Here is a 16,004-nt window from a genome sequence, read left to right as displayed (position 1 = left end):
CTCTCCATGTCCACCACCACCGGGCGGGCCGCATCCCTCCTCGCGGCCGCCGCCCTCGCCGCGACCACCGCCCTCGCCACCGCGCCCGCCGCCCTGGCGGACGACATCGACCAGACCTCCCCCGAGGTCCTCGCCGCCATCGAGTCCCAGGTCTGGCCCGAGTACACCCTCGGCGACTCCAGCATCGACGTCTACGCCGCCAAGATGCTGCTCTCCTCGGGTGAGATCAACCCCGGCGAGCTCAACCTGGAGTTCGACCAGGACCTGCACGACACCCTCGTCACCTACCAGGAGGCCTTCGGCCTGCACAACGACGGCGACCTCAACCCCGACACCTGGGAGCACTTCCAGGAGCTGGTCTTCGGCCAGCACCAGTTCCGCCGCGGGGACACCGGCCCGGTCGTCACCATGATCCAGCGCGAGCTCAACGCCAAGTTCAACGCCCACCTGGCCACCGACGGCGTCTACGGACCCGCCACCGAGCGGGCCGTCCGCGCCGCCCAGGAGCACTTCGGCATCGGCGTCGACGGCGTCTTCGGGCCCGTCTCCTTCCACGCCGTGATCAGCTACCAGGACTACGCCCGCTGACCGGCCCCGCGGCGCCCCGGTGACCGCGACCGGGACGCGCCCCTCCCGGCGGCGCCCGGGCCCACCCCCTCGGGGCCCGGCGCCGCCGCGCGCGACCGCCCCCGCCCGCGACCGGAACCGGACCCGCCACACCCCGAACCAGACGGAATAGCCCCGTCGCGCCGCGCGCTGAAACAATCCGGTGGAACCTTGTCGGTGCCGCTGGATAGGTTGACACGACACGCGCACGTCCGCGCCCTCCGGCATGCCCGGGGGCCGCCGCGCGCGTGCCGGGCTGCGCCGGGCCTGCCCGGCACGGAGGAGAACGGGGGGCGTATGGCGCGGGGCACGAGCACCAGGGAACCGGAGAACGAGGAGGGAACGGCACCGCCCGGAGCCGCCGACGGACCGGGAGCACGCCAGTCGACCGACGCCGCCGAGCACACCGGGGTCTTCGCCCGCGGCATGCGGGTGCTGTGGGTCGCCGCCCGCACCGAACCGTGGGTCTTCCTCGCCGCCGTCGTCGGGGCCATGCTGCACGCCGCCGTCAACGTCGGCTCCGCCTCGGTCCTGGGCCACCTCACCGACGCCACCATCCTCCCCGCCTTCGAACAGGGCAGCACCACCGCCGCCGCCCTCGTCGGCGCCGCCGCGCTCCTCATGGGCGTGGGACTGGGCAAGGCCACCGGCATCGCCATGCGCCGCATGCTCGCCGCGCTCATGCAGTTCCGCATGCAGGCCCGCTACCGCCGCGCCGTCGCCCGCAAGTACCTCGAACTGCCCCTGTCCTGGCACCACCGCCACCCCACCGGACAGCTGCTGTCCAACGCCAACGCCGACGTCGAGGCCGCCTGGCAGCCGCTCGCCCCGCTGCCCATGGCCGTCGGCAGCGTGTTCATGCTGGTCATCGCGGCCATCGCCATGCTCACCACCGACCCGGTCCTGGCCCTGGTCGCCTTCGTCGTCTTCCCGGTCCTGGCCGCCGCCAACGTCGTCTTCCAACGGCGCGTCTCACCCATGGCCTCGCGCGCCCAGGCGCTGCGCGCCGAGGTCAGCGGCGTCGCCCACGAGTCCTTCGACGGCGCACTCGTCGTCAAGACCCTGGGCCGCGAGGACACCGAGACCGAGCGCTTCACCTCCGCCGCCCACCGCCTGCGCGACGCGCTCATCCAGGTCGGCCGGATGCGCTCGATGTTCGACCCGGTCATGGAGGCCCTGCCCAACTTCGGCGTGCTCGCCGTCCTGCTCCTGGGCATGTGGCGGCTGTCCACCGGCGCCATCGACGCCGGGGACCTGGTCCAGATCGCCTTCCTGTTCACCCTCCTGGCCCTGCCCATCCGCTCCTTCGGGTGGATCCTGGGCGACCTGCCCCGCAGCGTCGTGGGCTGGGACCGCGTCCAGTCCGTACTCAACTCCGGCGGCGCCATGGAGTACGGCACCCGCACCCTGGAGGACACTCCCACCGGCATCGCCCTGAGCGCCCGCGGCGTGACCTTCTCCTACGCCGACTCCTACGACGCGCGGGGCGGCGCGCGCGACCTCATGGACGGCGGAGCCGACACCGCGCCGCGCACCACCGTCCTCAACGGCGTGGACCTGGACATCGCCCCCGGACGCACCGTCGCACTGGTCGGCCCCACCGGGTCGGGCAAGTCCACGCTCACCACCGTCCTCATGCGCCTGGTCGACGCCGACACGGGCACCGTCACCCTCGACGGCGTCGACGTGCGCGACCTGGCCCGCGACCAGATCCCCCGGCACGCTGCCCTGGTGCCCCAGGGCACCTTCGTGTTCGAGGACAGCGTCCGCGACAACATCACCCTGGGCGCCGACGCCGACGACGACCAGGTCTGGGCCGCCCTGCGCCTGGCCCGCGCCGACGGCTTCGTCCGAGAACTGGAGGGCGGACTCGACGCCCGGCTCGGCGAGAAGGGCACCACCCTCTCCGGAGGGCAGCGCCAGCGCCTGGCCCTGGCCCGCGCGATCGTGCGCCGCCCGAGGCTGCTCATCATGGACGACGCCACCTCGGCCGTGGACCCCCAGATCGAGGCGCAGATCCTGGCGGGCCTGCGCGAACGCGACGACGCCGCCACCGTGGTCGTGGTCGCCTACCGCCGCGCCACCATCGAACTCGCCGACGAGGTCGTCTACATGGAACGCGGACGCGTGCTGGCCCGCGGCACCCACGAGGAACTGCTCACCACCTCGCCCGGCTACACCAGGCTCGTCACCGCCTACGAGCGCGCCTCCGCCGAGGGGCAGGCCGAGACAGACCCGCTGCCCGAGGAACCAGGCCCCCTCGAACCCGCCCGCCCCACCCGTGACGACGCCGCCGAGGAGGCCACCCGATGAGCGCGCCCACCCGCGACGAGCAGCGAGAGCGGGAGGGGGAGGAGCGGCCCGGCCGCGCCCCCGACGACCCGGCCGTGTCGCTGCACCGCTCCTCCGAGGGAGCGATGGACACGCTCAGGCGCGGTCTGCGGCTCTCCCCGGAGTTCGCCCGCGGCCTGTGGCTCACCCTGGTCTTCGCCGTCGTGGCCACCGCCGGCAAGGTCATCGTGCCCATCGCCGTCCAGCAGATCATCGACAACGGGCTGACCGGCGCGAACGGCCCCGACCTGGGCTTCGTCACCCGCATGGTGACCGTCTGCGCCGCCCTGCTCGTGGTCACCATGATCTGCTCCTACCTGATGAACGTGCGCCTGTACCGGGCCACCGAGTCCGGCCTGGCCACACTGCGCCGCAAGGCCTTCCGGCACGTGCACGACCTGTCCGTGCTCACCCAGAACAGCGAGCGCAAGGGCGCCCTGGTCTCGCGCGTCACCAGCGACGTCGACCAGATCAGCACCTTCATGCAGTGGGGCGGCCTGCTCCTGCTGGTCAGCAGCGGCCAGCTCCTGGTCGCCACCGTCCTGATGGCGGTCTACTCCTGGCAGCTCACCCTCGTGGTGTGGATCTGCTTCCTGCCGCTGCTGTTCGGCGTGCGCTGGCTCCAGAAGCTGCTCTCCAAGGCCTACCTCACGGTCCGAGAGAACACCGGCGACATGCTCGGCGTCATCGGCGAGACCGTCATGGGCGCCTCCGTCATCCGCGCCCACGGCACCGAGGGGCGCACCGCCGAGCGCATCGACACCACCGTCCTGACCACGCGCCGCTCCCAGATCCGCGCCCAGCGGCTGTCCATGGCGGTCTCGCCCTTCGCCGAGATCATCGCCGCCCTGGGCAACACCGCCGTCGTCCTCATCGGCGTCTGGCTCGGCCTGGACGGCGGCCTGACCGCCGGGCAGCTCATCGCCTTCCTGTTCCTGATGACCCTGTTCATCCAGCCGATGATGATGGCCACCGAGATCTTCAACGAGGCCCAGAACGCCATCGCGGGCTGGCGCCGCGTCCTGGGCGTGCTCGACACCGTCCCCGACATCGCCGACCCCGGCGAGGCGGGCCGGGTGCTGCCGCGCGGACCGGTCCGGGTCTCCTTCGACGGGGTGACCTACTCCTACCCCGAGGGCCCCGTCGTCCTCGACGACGTCAGCGTCGAGATCACCCCCGGCACCCGCGTGGCCGTGGTGGGCGAGACCGGCTCGGGCAAGACCACCTTCGTCAAACTGCTCACCCGCCTCATGGACCCCGCCCGGGGCACCGTCCGGCTCGACGGCGTCGACCTGCGCGAGGTGGCCTTCTCCTCCCTGCGCAGCCGCGTGGTGATGGTCCCGCAGGAGGGCTTCCTCTTCGACAGCTCCCTGGGCGACAACATCCGCTTCGCCCGCCCCGAGAGCACCGACGCCGAACTGGAGGCGGCCGTCACCGAACTGGGGCTGACCGAGTGGCTCGACAGCCTCGCCCACGGACTCGACACCCCCGTGGGCCAGCGCGGGGAGTCGCTCTCGGCGGGGGAGCGGCAGCTCGTCGCCCTGGTGCGCGCCTACATCGCCGACCCCGACCTGCTGGTACTGGACGAGGCCACCTCGGCGGTGGATCCGCACACCGAGGTGCGCATCCAGCGAGCCCTGGACCGGCTCACCCGCGGACGCACCTCCGTGGCCATCGCGCACCGGCTCTCCACCGCCGAGGCCGCCGACCGGGTCCTCGTCTTCGACGACGGGCGCGTCGTGCAGAGCGGCTCGCACACCGAACTGGTGGACAGGCCGGGCGTGTACGCCGACCTGTACGCCTCCTGGGTGCGCTCCTCGGCCTGACCGGGACCGTCCACAGGCCAGCGGAAGGGGGTGCGCCCGCACGGCCGCCGGGCTAGCGTTGGTCCGGGGGCGCCGTGTCCGCCCCGACGGCGGGGGCGGCCCCCGGTCCATTCTCCCCGGCCCGACCGGACCCGGGCAACGCCCCTGCCGGGCCTGTGGACGCCCGCCGCCGACCGCCGAGGGCGTCACCGGCCTCGGTCGGCGGACACACGGCCCGCCCGCCGCCCCGCGGGCGCTACCGGACGCACGGCCCGCCCGCCGCCCCGCGGGCGCTACCGGCCGCGCCACCAGTGCGCCGCCAGCAGCTCCGCCACCAGCGGCTCCACCAGCAGGCTCACGTCCTGGTCGGTGTCGCCCGGGTAGCGCACGGTCAGCTCCGCCTCCGGCATCCGCTCCTGGCCGGGGGTGGGGCCCACCGCCACGAACGCCCCCCGCAACTGCCCCAGGTGCTGGGCGAAGCGCTCGTCGTAGGCCGAACCAGCGAACAGCAGCGCACGGTAGTCCGTCACCGCCGCCAGGTGGCGGTCGGTGTGCGACCACTCCCCGGTCTCACACGCGTGCGCCACCCGTACCGGCCCCTGGCGCAGCACCCGCACCCCCTGCCAGGCCGACGCCATACGCTCGGCCGGGGCCACCATGTGCACCCCGTGCGGCGAATCCAGGATCCGGGCGACCTCGGGCACCCACCCCGGCGCGCTCTCCAACAGCGACGCCGTCGCGTTCGCCGTGCGGCGCAGCAGCCCCGGCAGGGACTGGCTGTTGCCCGGCCGGGGCGCGCCCAGACGGTGCCCCAACAGCAGGAGCAGGGCCAGCGCGTGCTGGTAGGCGCGACAGCCCACACCGCTCGCCTCCTCACCCGCGTGCAGCGGCACCAGCAGATCCGCCTGCCGCCCCACCACCAAGTCCACCGACGGGGCCAGCACGATCACCGGCGACCGCGCCACGTAGCGGTCCAGCACCGTGTACAGCTCGCGCTGCCCACCGCCCAGGCTCACCGCGACCACGAGCGTCTCCGGCCCCGCGGGCGGCTCCTCCGCCGACGAGGAGAAGTCCGCGCTCGCCGCGATCCCCGCCCGGCGCAGCCGCGCCGCCGCCACCTCGCACGCGTGCCGCGCCGCGCCCAGGCCCAGGAAGCGCACCGCGGCGGGCTCGTCGTCGAGCAGCGCGGGCAGCGCGGCGTAGGGATCCCACCGCGGAAAGCGCTCGGCGAGCCGGATCAGCGCCTCGGGCTTGCCCGCGAGGTCGCGGGACAGGGACTCGGCGGTCACGAAACCCCCCAGGGTACGAAGGCAGGGCGAGGGACGACGCACGAACTCTAGGACATCCGCGGCCCCCGGCTCCCGGCGCCCACCGTCCCCCGGCCCCGCCCTCCCCGCCGTCCCGTCCCGAACAGCCCCCGCACCGCCCCGACCCGCACCCCCGACGCCAGGGGACACCCGGTGCGGGACGCTCCAGCGGCGGCCATAACCTGGAGTGCATGAGCGTCACCAGCCTCGACCCGGACATCGCCGCCCGACTCAAGCGCAACCCGGACGGCCTCGTCCCCGCCGTCGTGCAGCAGCACGACACCGGGGAGGTCCTCATGCTCGCCTGGATGGACGACGAGGCCCTGCACCGCACCCTCACCACCGGCTCCGCCACCTACTGGTCGCGCAGCCGCGGCGAGTACTGGGTCAAGGGAGCCACCTCCGGACACACCCAGCGTGTGGTGTCGGTCGCACTCGACTGTGACGGGGACACCCTTCTGGTCCGCGTCGACCAGGAGGGGGCCGCCTGCCACACCGGCGACCACACCTGCTTCGACGCCGGGAGACTCCTGTGAGTTCGGCCTCCTCGCCCCGCGTGCGCCGGGAGTACGGCCTGGCCATGCTCGCCCTGGCCGCCGGGGCCGGACTCCTGCTCGCTGCCGCCGGACGCCCGTGGGCGACCGGCGAACTCACCGCGCCGGGGCCGGTCGCCCCCGTCTCCGTGGAGCTCACCGGAACCGACCTCACCGGTGCCCTGAGCGGCTTCGGCTGGGCCGGGCTGGCCGGGATCGCCGGCCTGTACGCCGCCAGGGGCTGGGGCCGCCGGGCGGTCGGCCTCCTCGTCGCCCTGGGCGGAGCGGCCGCCCTCAACGCCGTCTGGGGCGCCACCCGCCCCGACGCGCTCCTGGCCGCGATGGCCGACAGCACCACCGACACCGCCGGGGCCGCCCAGGTGGCCGCCGACCCCCGCCTGCTGGCCCTGGGGCCCGCCATGGCCGTGGCCGGAGCCGTCCTCCTGGTCGCGGCGGGGCTGGTCGCGGTACTGCGAGCCCCTGCCTGGCCTGGTATGGGCACCCGGTACGATCGGGACGCCGCACCGCGCGCGACCCGGTCCGAGACGCCCTCCGACCTGTGGAGGTCGCTGGACGCCGGTGACGACCCCACACTCGACGCCGAGCCCGCGGGCACCACGCCCGCGGACCCCGACGGCGCCGCCCACGCACCGCGGGCAGCACGCCCAGCCGAACCTAAGGAGAACACCTGATGGCCGACGAGCACCACGACGACCACGGCAACACCCTGTCCGCCTGGTTCCTCACCGTGTCCTGGATCGTGGCGTGGTCCGTGGCGGCCTTCGTCATCGTCTTCCTCGGCGGCGACCTGCTGCTGTGGACCGCCGTCGCCCTCGTCGCCAGCGTCGTGCTCGCCGCGATCGCCGGTGTCATGAAGAAGGCCGGCTACGGCCGCAAGGAGCCCCGCCCCGTTCCGCCCACGCGCGAGGAGTGGGAGGCCGGACGCAAGTCCGCCGCCGCGCAGCCCGAGCCCGCCGCCGCGCAGCCCGGCCCCGCCCTGGACCCCGACGCGACCAAGGCCTGACGGACACCGGGGCACCGGGGAAGCCGCAGCTCACAACGAGTGAATAACGGAAATATGGACGAAGGTCCCACGGGGCGGGTAGATTCGGCCCACCGGCCACGACTGCCGCGTCGGTTCGGTTCGGTTCGGTGGGAGTCTCACCGATCTGGCATCATTCCTTTCTGCCCGCGGTGTATGCGACCCGGTGATCCAACCCTGCCCCGTGTTGGGCCGGAGTGTTCCTCCGTGCGCCGCGTAAATCCCTTGTCCTCTTCCGGAAAGTTGTACCGAGCATGAGTTACGGTCCCCCTCCCCCCGGCAACCCCGGCCCGCCCCCCGGCGGCGGCTACGGTCCCCCCGGGGGCGGCGGCTACGGCCCGCCCTCCGGCGGCTACGGCGCCCCCAGCGGTCCTCCGCCGGACAACGGCCTGGTCTGGGCCATCGTCGCCATCTTCTGCTGCTGGCCCTTCGCCATCCCGGCCATCATCAACGCGACCAAGGTCAACGACCTGTGGAACCGCGGCGACCAGGCCGGCGCTCTGGAGGCCCAGAAGCAGTCCAAGAAGTGGACGAAGATCGCCTTCATCCTCGGCGGCATCTGGGTCGCCCTGTGGGTCATCTACATGATCTTCGTGGTCGTCCTGGGCATCGGCGCCGCCGCCACCGCCCCGACCTACACGACGTACTGACGGGCGAGGCCCGGGCCCTGCCCGCGTCCTCCCTCCGCCCCCGAGCGCCCCGGCGCTCGGGGGCGCGTTTTCTCGGGCCCCGACCCCCGGGCCCCAACCCCTAAGCTGGTCACGTGTCGTACCCACAGTCCAGCGAGCCGCCGCAGAGCTCGCCCCCCGCGCCCCCGGCCGCACGCTCCCTGACGGGGCGGGTCAGTAATCGGCTCCGGGCACTGCACCCGGCCGTATGGCCCGTGGGGCTGGGCGTCCTCGGCCTGGCCGGGGCCACCCTCCTGCACTTCGTGGACCCCAACGAGCCCGGCATCTACCCCACCTGCCCCTGGCTGCTCCTCACCGGCACCTTCTGCCCCGGCTGCGGCACCATGCGGGCGATCGCCCTGCTCACACACGGTGAGATCCTCGCCTCCATCAGCATGAACCCCCTGCTGTGGCTGCTGGCCCCCTACATCGCCTGGACCTACGGGCTCTGGCTCTACCGCTCCGTGCGACCGCCCAAGAGCCCCCCCAAGCTCACACCGGGCTGGTTCCTGTGGCTGTTCCTCATCGTCGTCACCGCGCACTGGGTCCTGCGCAACCTCCCCTGGTTCTCCTTCCTCGCCCCCGGGACACCGCTCTTTCCCGGCTGGTAGCAGAACCAGGACGACCCCACCGCAGTCCTACCCGGCGAACCCGGCCACGCGCCGCCGCACACGACCACGACGTCCCGAAAAGGTGCCATCACATGAACTACGGTCCTCCCCACACCGGTGGTTACGGTCCTCCCGGCGGCTACGGCGGCCCGCCCCCCGGCGGGCCGCCCAAGAACTACCTGATGCACAACATCCTCGGCATCCTCAGCTGCACCGTCATCGGCATCATCGGCCTGATCTTCTCCCTCCAGGTCAACAGCAAGTGGGAGATGGGCGACTACGCCGGAGCCCAGTCCGCCTCCGACACCGCCAAGATCCTGGGCATCATCGGACTGGTCAGCTTCATCGTCTGTGCCGTCATCCTCGTGCTGTACATCCTGTTCTTCGTGGTCATGTTCGGTGTGGTAGCCGCGAACGCCTAGCGCGCCCCCGGCGCTCCGCCCCGGCACGCCCGGGCGGAGCGTTCCCGACCCCCACGAGACCCTCCACGGGGTGTCACGTCGGGGTCGGCGACCCCGCGGCGCCCACGGGTGGATACGATGACCAGCAACACGGTGCGGCGGTGTCCGATCCCGCCGCGCGAGGAGCCCGCACCCGGGCCACCGCCGTGCCGGCCCACTTTCACGAGGGAGCAGTAACTGGTGAGCGTGCTCGACGAGATCCTCGACGGAGTACGCGCTGACCTGGCGCAGCGGCAGGAGGACCTGCCCCTTGACCGCCTCAAGGCCCAGGCCGGGTCGGTGCCCACCCCGAAGGACGCCGAAGCCGCCCTGCGCCGCCCGGGCGTGCACGTCATCGCCGAGGTCAAGCGGGCCAGCCCCTCCAAGGGCCCCCTCGCGGCCATCACCGACCCCGCGGCCCTGGCCCGCGACTACGAGGCCGGCGGCGCCGCCCTGATCAGCGTCCTCACCGAGCAGCGCCGCTTCAAGGGCAGCCTCGCCGACCTCCAGGCCGTCCACAAGGCGGTCGACACCCCGCTGCTGCGCAAGGACTTCGTGGTCAGCTCCTACCAGCTGTGGGAGGCCCGCGTCTTCGGCGCCTCCGCCGTGCTGCTCATCGTCGCGGCCCTGCCCCAGGAGGCCCTGGTCTCCCTGGTGGAGCGGGCCCGCTCGCTCGGCCTCATGCCGCTGGTGGAGGTCCACGACGAGGAGGAGGTCGCGCGCGCACTCGACGCCGGGGCCACCGTCGTCGGCGTCAACGCCCGCAACCTCAAGACCCTGGAGGTGGACCGGGACACCTTCTCCCGGCTCGCCCCCCTCATCCCCTCCGACGTCGTCAAGATCGCCGAGTCCGGTGTCCGCGGCCCGCACGACCTGCTGGCCTACGCCGGAGCCGGAGCCGGGGCCGTCCTCGTCGGCGAGAGCCTCGTCCGCGGCCGCAACCCGCGCGAGGCCGTCGCCGACCTGGTCACCGCCGGGGCCCACCCCGCCCTGCGGGACCGGAACTAGGGGCACAGACCGTGAGAGGGTTGACGCAGGCACCGGCGGACGCGGCGGCGACGCGCCCCGTCCGCAGATGGCGATGGCTCTAGGGAACCCGCGCCAGTGAGCCGCGGGTTCCCGCCGCCGCGTTGACCCACAGTCAGAACGCGCCGCCGGAGCCGGGCGGCGCACAGCCGGTCGGCGCGCGGACCCCGCGGCGCGAGGCCGGGGGAGCCCCGCGCTCGGCCCTTCCCAGGAGAGCGTGCAATGAGCCACGACCAACCCCTGCCCGACCAGCTCGGGCACTACGGCCGCTTCGGCGGCCGCTTCGCGCCCGAAGCCCTCGTCGCCGCCCTCGACGAGGTGGCCGCGGAGTGGGAGAAGGCCAAGCAGGACCCCCAGTACCAGGCCGAACTCGCCGAACTGCTCAAGGACTACACCGGGCGCCCCAGCGCCCTGAGCGAGGCCCGCAACTTCTCCGAGCACTGCGGCGGCGCGCGGATCCTGCTCAAGCGCGAGGACCTCAACCACACCGGATCCCACAAGATCAACAACGTCCTCGGCCAGGCCCTGCTCACCAGGCGCATGGGCAAGACCCGCGTCATCGCCGAGACCGGAGCCGGACAGCACGGCGTGGCCACCGCCACAGCCTGCGCCCTGCTCGGCCTGGAGTGCGTGATCTACATGGGCGAGGAGGACACCCGCCGCCAGGCGCTCAACGTCGCCCGCATGCGCATGCTCGGCGCCGAGGTCGTCCCCGTCACCATCGGCAGCCGCACCCTCAAGGACGCCATCAACGAGGCCTTCCGCGACTGGGTGGCCAACGTCGACCGCACCCACTACCTGTTCGGCACCGTCGCCGGACCGCACCCCTTCCCCAAGCTCGTGCGCGACCTGCACTTCGTCGTCGGCCAGGAGGCCCGCGAACAGGTCCTGGAGCGCGTCGGCAGGCTCCCCGACGCGGTCGCCGCGTGCGTGGGCGGCGGCTCCAACGCCATGGCCGTCTTCGCGGCCTTCATCCCCGACGAGGAGGTCGCCCTGTACGGCTTCGAGGCCGGTGGGGAGGGGGCGCGGACCACCCGCACCGCCGCCTCCATCACGGCGGGCAGCCCCGGCGTCTTCCACGGGGCGCGCACCTTCGTGCTCCAGGACGAGTACGGCCAGACCCTGCCCAGCCACTCCATCTCCGCCGGACTCGACTACCCGGCGGTGGGCCCCGAGCACGCCTACCTCGCCGACACCGGCCGCGCCACCTACGAGCCGGTCACCGACGCCGAGGCGATGGAGGCCTTCCGGCTGCTGTGCCGCACCGAGGGCATCATCCCCGCCATCGAGAGCGCGCACGCCCTGGCCGGCGCCCGCAAGCTCGGCGAGCGCCTCGGCCCGGACGCCGTCATCCTGGTGAACCTCTCCGGGCGCGGCGACAAGGACGTTGACACCGCGGCCGCCTACTTCGGCCTCGTCGACCCGGAGGGACAGGCGTGAGCGCCACCGCACTGCAGACCAAGCTCGCCGAGGCCCGCGAGGCCGGACGCGCCGCCCTGATCGGCTACCTGCCCGCCGGGTTCCCCGACGTGGAGTCCTCCGTCCGGGTCATCCAGGCCATGGTCGAGGGGGGCTGCGACGTCATCGAGGTCGGCCTGCCCTACTCCGACCCCATGATGGACGGCCCCACCATCCAGCGGGCCGCCGACCGAGCCCTGGCCGCGGGCACCACCACCGACGACGTGTTCCGCGTGGTGGAGGCCACCGCCGCCACCGGCGCCGCCGCCGTGGTGATGTCCTACTGGAACCCCATCGAGCGCTACGGCGTCGAGCGCTTCGCCGCGAACCTGGCCAAGGCGGGCGGGGCCGGGGTGATCACCCCCGACCTCATCCCCGAGGAGTCCGAGGAGTGGGTGGCCGCCTCCGACTCCTGCGGCCTGGACCGGGTGTTCCTGGTCGCGCCCTCCTCCACCGACCGGCGCCTGGCCCTGACCACGCGCGAGTGCACCGGCTTCGTGTACGCCGCCTCGCTCATGGGCGTCACCGGCACCCGCACCCAGGTCGCCGACACCGCCGCCGCGCTGGTGCGGCGCACCCGCGAGGCGACCCGAGACTCCGGCCTGCCCGTCTGCGTGGGCCTGGGCATCTCCACCGGCGCCCAGGCCGCCGAGGTGGCCGCCTACGCCGACGGCGTGATCGTCGGCGCCGGGTTCTGCCAGCGGGTCCTGGACGCGCCGGACCTGGACACCGGGCTCGTCGCGGTCCGCTCCTTCGCCCAGGAACTGGCGCAGGGCGTGCGCTCGGGCCGCACCTGATCCGAGGGGCCCGCGACCAGCGGGACGCGTGAACACCGGCGGGGGCCGTCCACGGGACGGCCCCCGCCTTCGTCGTGCCGCCCCCCGTCTCCGGGCCCGTCCGCCGCGGGGCGGGGCAAGGCGGCGGTCAAGCCGGTGAGAACCGGGTGAGAGGACCCCCGCAGAACCTCCCGGCACCCCTTCGACCAGGTCCTCATGAAGGAGAGGGGACGCCCTCCGCTCCGGGGGACGCCGCTCGCTGCGCCCGAAATCCCGGACACAGCGTCACGCACTCAACACAAGCAGTAGGATCTGACCCGACGCGAAGGGCGACGACGCGCCCACGCACCGTGGTCGCGAGGTTCCCCTCCTCCCACGCCCACCCGCCCCCGGGACCCGTGTCCGCCCCGGACGCGCACGGGGGCGGGTGGCGGTGGCCACATCCCCGCGTCCCGGGAACCCCGCACGGCCCGGCGACGACTCCATGGAAGGACCCGCGTCCGCTCCGGTGGGCGCCACGGCCACGGCCGCACCGAACGGAAGGAGGCAGGGGCTCCCGCCCCCGCCCGCAGACGGGGGCACCCGCCCCGCACATCCGATGACCCGCCCGCTCTCTCCCCGGAGGCCGCAGTGATGGACACGACCGACCAGACGCCCGCCACCGAACCCGCGCCCGGATCGCGCTGGGAGGCCGTCCAGCCCTGGCTCAGCCTCGCCTGCCGCGTCGGGCTGGCCGCCGTCCTGGTCTTCGCCGCCGTCTCCAAGTTCCCCCCGGCCCTGTCCGTCCAGGCGGTCGAGGCCTACGACCTCTTCCCCGCCGAGGTCGCGCGGTTCATCGGCTACACCCTCCCCCTGTTCGAACTCGCCCTGGCCGCCCTGCTCCTGGTCGGGCTCGCCACCCGCTACGTCGGCGCCGTCAGCGCGCTGCTCATGGTCGTTTTCATCGCCGGGATCCTCTCCGCCATGGCCCGGGGCCTGAGCATCGACTGCGGCTGCTTCGGCGGCGGCGGACAGGTCGACCCGGAGGAGACCACCTACGGGCTCTCCATCGCCCGCGACATCGCCTTCGCGGCGATGGGCGCCTTCGTCGCGGTCTGGCCGCGTTCGCCCTTCGCCGTCGACCGCGCACTCGGCCTCTTCCGGTGACCCCGGACGGCCGACCGTATCCAGCAGTGAGGAACAGGGGAAGACATGGGCAGTGAAGCGCGCAGGCGCTCCCGAGAGAAACTCAAGGAACAGAGGGAGAAGGACCAGCGCAGGGCCAAGCGCAACAGAACCCTCATCGTGGTGGGCGTCGCCGCCGCGGCGGTGCTGCTCATCGTCGGCATCGGCTACGTCGCCCTCAACGCCGACCGCCGCAGCGGCGAGTACGAGGGGGCCCTGGCGCCCACCACCCTCCAACAGGACGGCAGCGTCGTCATGGCCCAGGAGGGCGCCTCGGCCCCCGTCGTCGAGGTCTACGCCGACTACCAGTGCCCCGCCTGCCGCCAGTTCGAACTCCTCAACGGCGGCGTCCTCAAGGAGAACGCCGCCCAGGGCGAGGCCATCGTCCACTACCGGCCGGTCAGCATCTTCGCCCAGCAGCCCGTGCCCCTGAGCAGCAACTCGCTGCGGGCCGGGGCCGCCGCCCGCGCCGCCGCCGACCACGACCGGTTCGTGCGCTACAACGACATCCTCTTCGAGCACCAGCCCACCGAGCGCACCGAGGGCTTCACCGTCGACCAGCTCAAGGAGTGGTTCGCCGAGACCGGCCCCAGCCCGGAGCAGCAGGAGCAGTTCGACCAGCGGGTGGACGACGAGGCCGCCGTGGTCTCCCGGTTCACCGAGGAGTTCCTGCCCGCACTGTCCGAGGACGCCATGGCGCAGATCGGCGAGGAGACCCTCGCCACCATGGTGCTGTCCGACCTGCTCGCCTGGGGTGCCGAGCACGGCCACGACCCCTCGTTCCTGGAGGGGACCTACACGGGCCAGATCATCGAAGCCACCGGGAACGCCTACACTCGCTACAGCGGAGACAACGCCTTCCGCGGAACGCCCTCCGTCTACATCAACGGTGAGTTGCTCGACAACGACACCGCCATGACCGCCCGGGGCCTCAACGAGGCGATCGCCTCAGCGGAACCCGGCGAGGTCGACACCCAACCCACAGGCGACGGGGGTGGCGCGGAGTAGCCATCCCCGAAGACACCCCCGCACGCGGGGCGAACCCGAGAGCAGACCAGTGACATTGTCGTCGACAGCCACGGAGGGCGCGGTCGAGTTCGGCCGGGCCCTCGCGGCCTTCCCCAGCCCGCAGGTCAACTCCATCCCCATCGGGCCGCTGCAGATCCACTTCTACGCCCTGTGCATCCTCGCCGGAGTCATCGTCGCGGTGCTGTGGAGCGAGCGGCGCTGGGCCGCCATGGGCGGTGAGAAGGGCACCATCATGGACATGGCCGTGTGGGCCGTGATCCTGGGCCTGGTCGGCGGGCGCCTCTACCACGTCATCAGCGACGCGCAGCTGTACTTCGCCGAGGGCCGCGAGCCCATCCGCGCCCTGTACATCTGGGAGGGCGGACTCGGCATCTGGGGAGCCATCCCCATGGGCGCCCTGGGCGTGTGGCTGGTGGCCCGCAAGCGCGGCCTGTCCATGTCCAAGCTCTCCTTCGCCATCGCCCCCACCCTCCCCCTGGCCCAGGCCCTGGGCCGCTGGGGCAACTACTTCAACCAGGAGCTGTTCGGCAGGCCCACCGACCTGCCCTGGGCCGTGGAGATCACCCCCTACCCCAACGGCGCCCTGCGCCCGGGCATGGAACTGGGCGTGAGCACCTACCACCCCACCTTCCTCTACGAGTCCCTGTGGTGCCTGGGCCTGGCCGTCCTGCTGGCCTGGGCGGGCCGCCGCTACGAGCGCTCCCTCCAGGGCGGACGCCTGTTCGCCCTCTACGTCATGGGCTACTGCGCGGGCCGGTTCTGGATCGAGTACCTGCGCGTGGACCCGGCCAACGACTTCCTGGGCCTGCGCCTGAACAACTGGACCTCCCTCCTGGTCCTCCTCGCCGCCCTGGCCTACTTCGTGTGGGCGGGACGCCGCATCGACTCCTTCTCCAGCGCCGTCGTCCCCCACGGCCACGACGCCGGAACCCAGGTGTTCGGGCCCACAACCGATGGTGAGACGCGCGACGACAGCACCGTCTACAGCGCCCTGGACAGCGAGGAATCGCGTGTCGGTTCGCAAAGCTCCAGCTCACAGGAGACGGGGACGGAATACCACCCGAGCCCTGAACGATCTAGTAGCGAGGGCTCGACCGACAGGGACGCCGGGGACACGGGAACCGAACCCGGGACGAAGCCCGAGTAGACACAGGGAAGCCACGTGGACCGGCCGTGTCCGGACACGCATCTGGGCCCCTGTACCTTTC

General features: G+C 73.0%; 16 protein-coding genes. 15 read left to right on the top strand and 1 reads right to left on the bottom strand.

What is annotated here, in order from left to right; all coding sequences use genetic code 11:
- Positions 1–6: 6 nt before the first annotated feature.
- The 3 genes from NDAS_RS15735 to NDAS_RS15725 all read left to right on the top strand — a co-directional run bounded on the left by NDAS_RS15735 (position 7) and on the right by NDAS_RS15725 (position 4,763).
- The gene (locus tag NDAS_RS15735) at positions 7–588 is read left to right on the top strand and encodes a peptidoglycan-binding domain-containing protein (protein WP_013154200.1); all 582 of its coding nucleotides are present in this window, start codon (positions 7–9) and stop codon (positions 586–588) included.
- 315 nt (positions 589–903) lie between these two features.
- A complete protein-coding gene (locus NDAS_RS15730) occupies positions 904–2,919 on the top strand; it encodes an ABC transporter ATP-binding protein (RefSeq protein ID WP_013154199.1) in 2,016 nt (671 codons plus the stop codon).
- Positions 2,916–4,763, top strand: a complete 1,848-nt coding sequence (locus NDAS_RS15725; RefSeq protein WP_013154198.1) for an ABC transporter ATP-binding protein — start codon at positions 2,916–2,918, stop codon at positions 4,761–4,763. Before NDAS_RS15730 ends, NDAS_RS15725 begins: the two co-directional genes overlap by 4 nt.
- Before the next feature lie 272 nt (positions 4,764–5,035).
- Here the strand turns inward: NDAS_RS15725 and NDAS_RS15720 are convergent, their stop codons facing one another.
- Positions 5,036–6,031: a phosphoheptose isomerase family protein gene (locus NDAS_RS15720; protein ID WP_013154197.1), complete on the bottom strand. Its 996-nt coding sequence runs from the start codon at positions 6,029–6,031 to the stop codon at positions 5,036–5,038.
- Positions 6,032–6,240: 209 nt separating this feature from the next.
- Here NDAS_RS15720 and hisI point away from each other — a divergent pair, with 209 nt between their 5' ends.
- From hisI to lgt, 12 genes are all read left to right on the top strand, one after another.
- Positions 6,241–6,585 carry a phosphoribosyl-AMP cyclohydrolase gene (gene hisI / locus NDAS_RS15710; protein WP_013154196.1) on the top strand — a complete coding sequence of 115 codons (345 nt, stop codon included), beginning with the start codon at positions 6,241–6,243 and terminating at the stop codon, positions 6,583–6,585.
- Complete coding sequence (locus NDAS_RS15705) at positions 6,582–7,274, top strand: Trp biosynthesis-associated membrane protein (protein ID WP_013154195.1); 693 nt, start codon at positions 6,582–6,584, stop codon at positions 7,272–7,274. The genes hisI and NDAS_RS15705 overlap by 4 nt, the downstream gene beginning before the upstream one ends.
- Complete coding sequence (locus NDAS_RS15700) at positions 7,274–7,606, top strand: HGxxPAAW family protein (protein WP_013154194.1); 333 nt, start codon at positions 7,274–7,276, stop codon at positions 7,604–7,606. Before NDAS_RS15705 ends, NDAS_RS15700 begins: the two co-directional genes overlap by 1 nt.
- A 272-nt stretch (positions 7,607–7,878) precedes the next feature.
- Positions 7,879–8,274 carry a CD225/dispanin family protein gene (locus tag NDAS_RS15695; protein WP_013154193.1) on the top strand — a complete coding sequence of 132 codons (396 nt, stop codon included), beginning with the start codon at positions 7,879–7,881 and terminating at the stop codon, positions 8,272–8,274.
- 113 nt (positions 8,275–8,387) lie between these two features.
- Complete coding sequence (locus NDAS_RS15690; RefSeq protein WP_013154192.1) at positions 8,388–8,903, top strand: DUF2752 domain-containing protein; 516 nt, start codon at positions 8,388–8,390, stop codon at positions 8,901–8,903.
- 92 nt (positions 8,904–8,995) lie between these two features.
- Positions 8,996–9,325, top strand: a complete 330-nt coding sequence (locus tag NDAS_RS15685) for a CD225/dispanin family protein (protein ID WP_013154191.1) — start codon at positions 8,996–8,998, stop codon at positions 9,323–9,325.
- A 219-nt stretch (positions 9,326–9,544) separates the two neighbouring features.
- Positions 9,545–10,351, top strand: a complete 807-nt coding sequence (trpC, locus tag NDAS_RS15680) for an indole-3-glycerol phosphate synthase TrpC (RefSeq protein WP_013154190.1) — start codon at positions 9,545–9,547, stop codon at positions 10,349–10,351.
- A gap of 240 nt (positions 10,352–10,591) precedes the next feature.
- Positions 10,592–11,809: a tryptophan synthase subunit beta gene (gene trpB / locus NDAS_RS15675; RefSeq protein ID WP_013154189.1), complete on the top strand. Its 1,218-nt coding sequence runs from the start codon at positions 10,592–10,594 to the stop codon at positions 11,807–11,809.
- Entirely contained in the window at positions 11,806–12,624 is an 819-nt protein-coding gene (gene trpA, locus NDAS_RS15670) for a tryptophan synthase subunit alpha (RefSeq protein ID WP_013154188.1), read from the top strand. The genes trpB and trpA overlap by 4 nt, the downstream gene beginning before the upstream one ends.
- Before the next feature lie 612 nt (positions 12,625–13,236).
- The gene (locus tag NDAS_RS15665; protein WP_013154187.1) at positions 13,237–13,749 is read left to right on the top strand and encodes a MauE/DoxX family redox-associated membrane protein; all 513 of its coding nucleotides are present in this window, start codon (positions 13,237–13,239) and stop codon (positions 13,747–13,749) included.
- 45 nt (positions 13,750–13,794) lie between these two features.
- Positions 13,795–14,775: a DsbA family protein gene (locus NDAS_RS15660; RefSeq protein ID WP_013154186.1), complete on the top strand. Its 981-nt coding sequence runs from the start codon at positions 13,795–13,797 to the stop codon at positions 14,773–14,775.
- 55 nt (positions 14,776–14,830) lie between these two features.
- On the top strand, positions 14,831–15,943 hold the full coding sequence (gene lgt / locus NDAS_RS15655; RefSeq protein WP_041552802.1) for a prolipoprotein diacylglyceryl transferase: 1,113 nt from the start codon (positions 14,831–14,833) through the stop codon (positions 15,941–15,943).
- The last annotated feature ends 61 nt before the right edge of the window (positions 15,944–16,004 follow it).

Source organism: Nocardiopsis dassonvillei subsp. dassonvillei DSM 43111 (assembly GCF_000092985.1).
GTDB classification, from domain to species: Bacteria; Actinomycetota; Actinomycetes; order Streptosporangiales; family Streptosporangiaceae; genus Nocardiopsis; species Nocardiopsis dassonvillei.
Note: the sequence above shows the minus strand (reverse complement) of the source record. Positions and strands in the feature narration are given on the sequence as shown.

Bases quoted from the DNA above. Each gene is read 5' to 3' on its own strand.
- NDAS_RS15700 (WP_013154194.1), top strand. From the start codon at position 7,274: ATGGCCGACGAGCACCACGACGACCACGGCAACACCCTGTCCGCCTGG.
- NDAS_RS15665 (WP_013154187.1), top strand. From the start codon at position 13,237: ATGGACACGACCGACCAGACGCCCGCCACCGAACCCGCGCCCGGATCG.
- NDAS_RS15730 (WP_013154199.1), top strand. From the start codon at position 904: ATGGCGCGGGGCACGAGCACCAGGGAACCGGAGAACGAGGAGGGAACG.
- NDAS_RS15685 (WP_013154191.1), top strand. From the start codon at position 8,996: ATGAACTACGGTCCTCCCCACACCGGTGGTTACGGTCCTCCCGGCGGC.
- NDAS_RS15725 (WP_013154198.1), top strand. From the start codon at position 2,916: ATGAGCGCGCCCACCCGCGACGAGCAGCGAGAGCGGGAGGGGGAGGAG.
- trpB (WP_013154189.1), top strand. From the start codon at position 10,592: ATGAGCCACGACCAACCCCTGCCCGACCAGCTCGGGCACTACGGCCGC.
- NDAS_RS15735 (WP_013154200.1), top strand. From the start codon at position 7: ATGTCCACCACCACCGGGCGGGCCGCATCCCTCCTCGCGGCCGCCGCC.
- hisI (WP_013154196.1), top strand. From the start codon at position 6,241: ATGAGCGTCACCAGCCTCGACCCGGACATCGCCGCCCGACTCAAGCGC.
- NDAS_RS15660 (WP_013154186.1), top strand. From the start codon at position 13,795: ATGGGCAGTGAAGCGCGCAGGCGCTCCCGAGAGAAACTCAAGGAACAG.
- NDAS_RS15695 (WP_013154193.1), top strand. From the start codon at position 7,879: ATGAGTTACGGTCCCCCTCCCCCCGGCAACCCCGGCCCGCCCCCCGGC.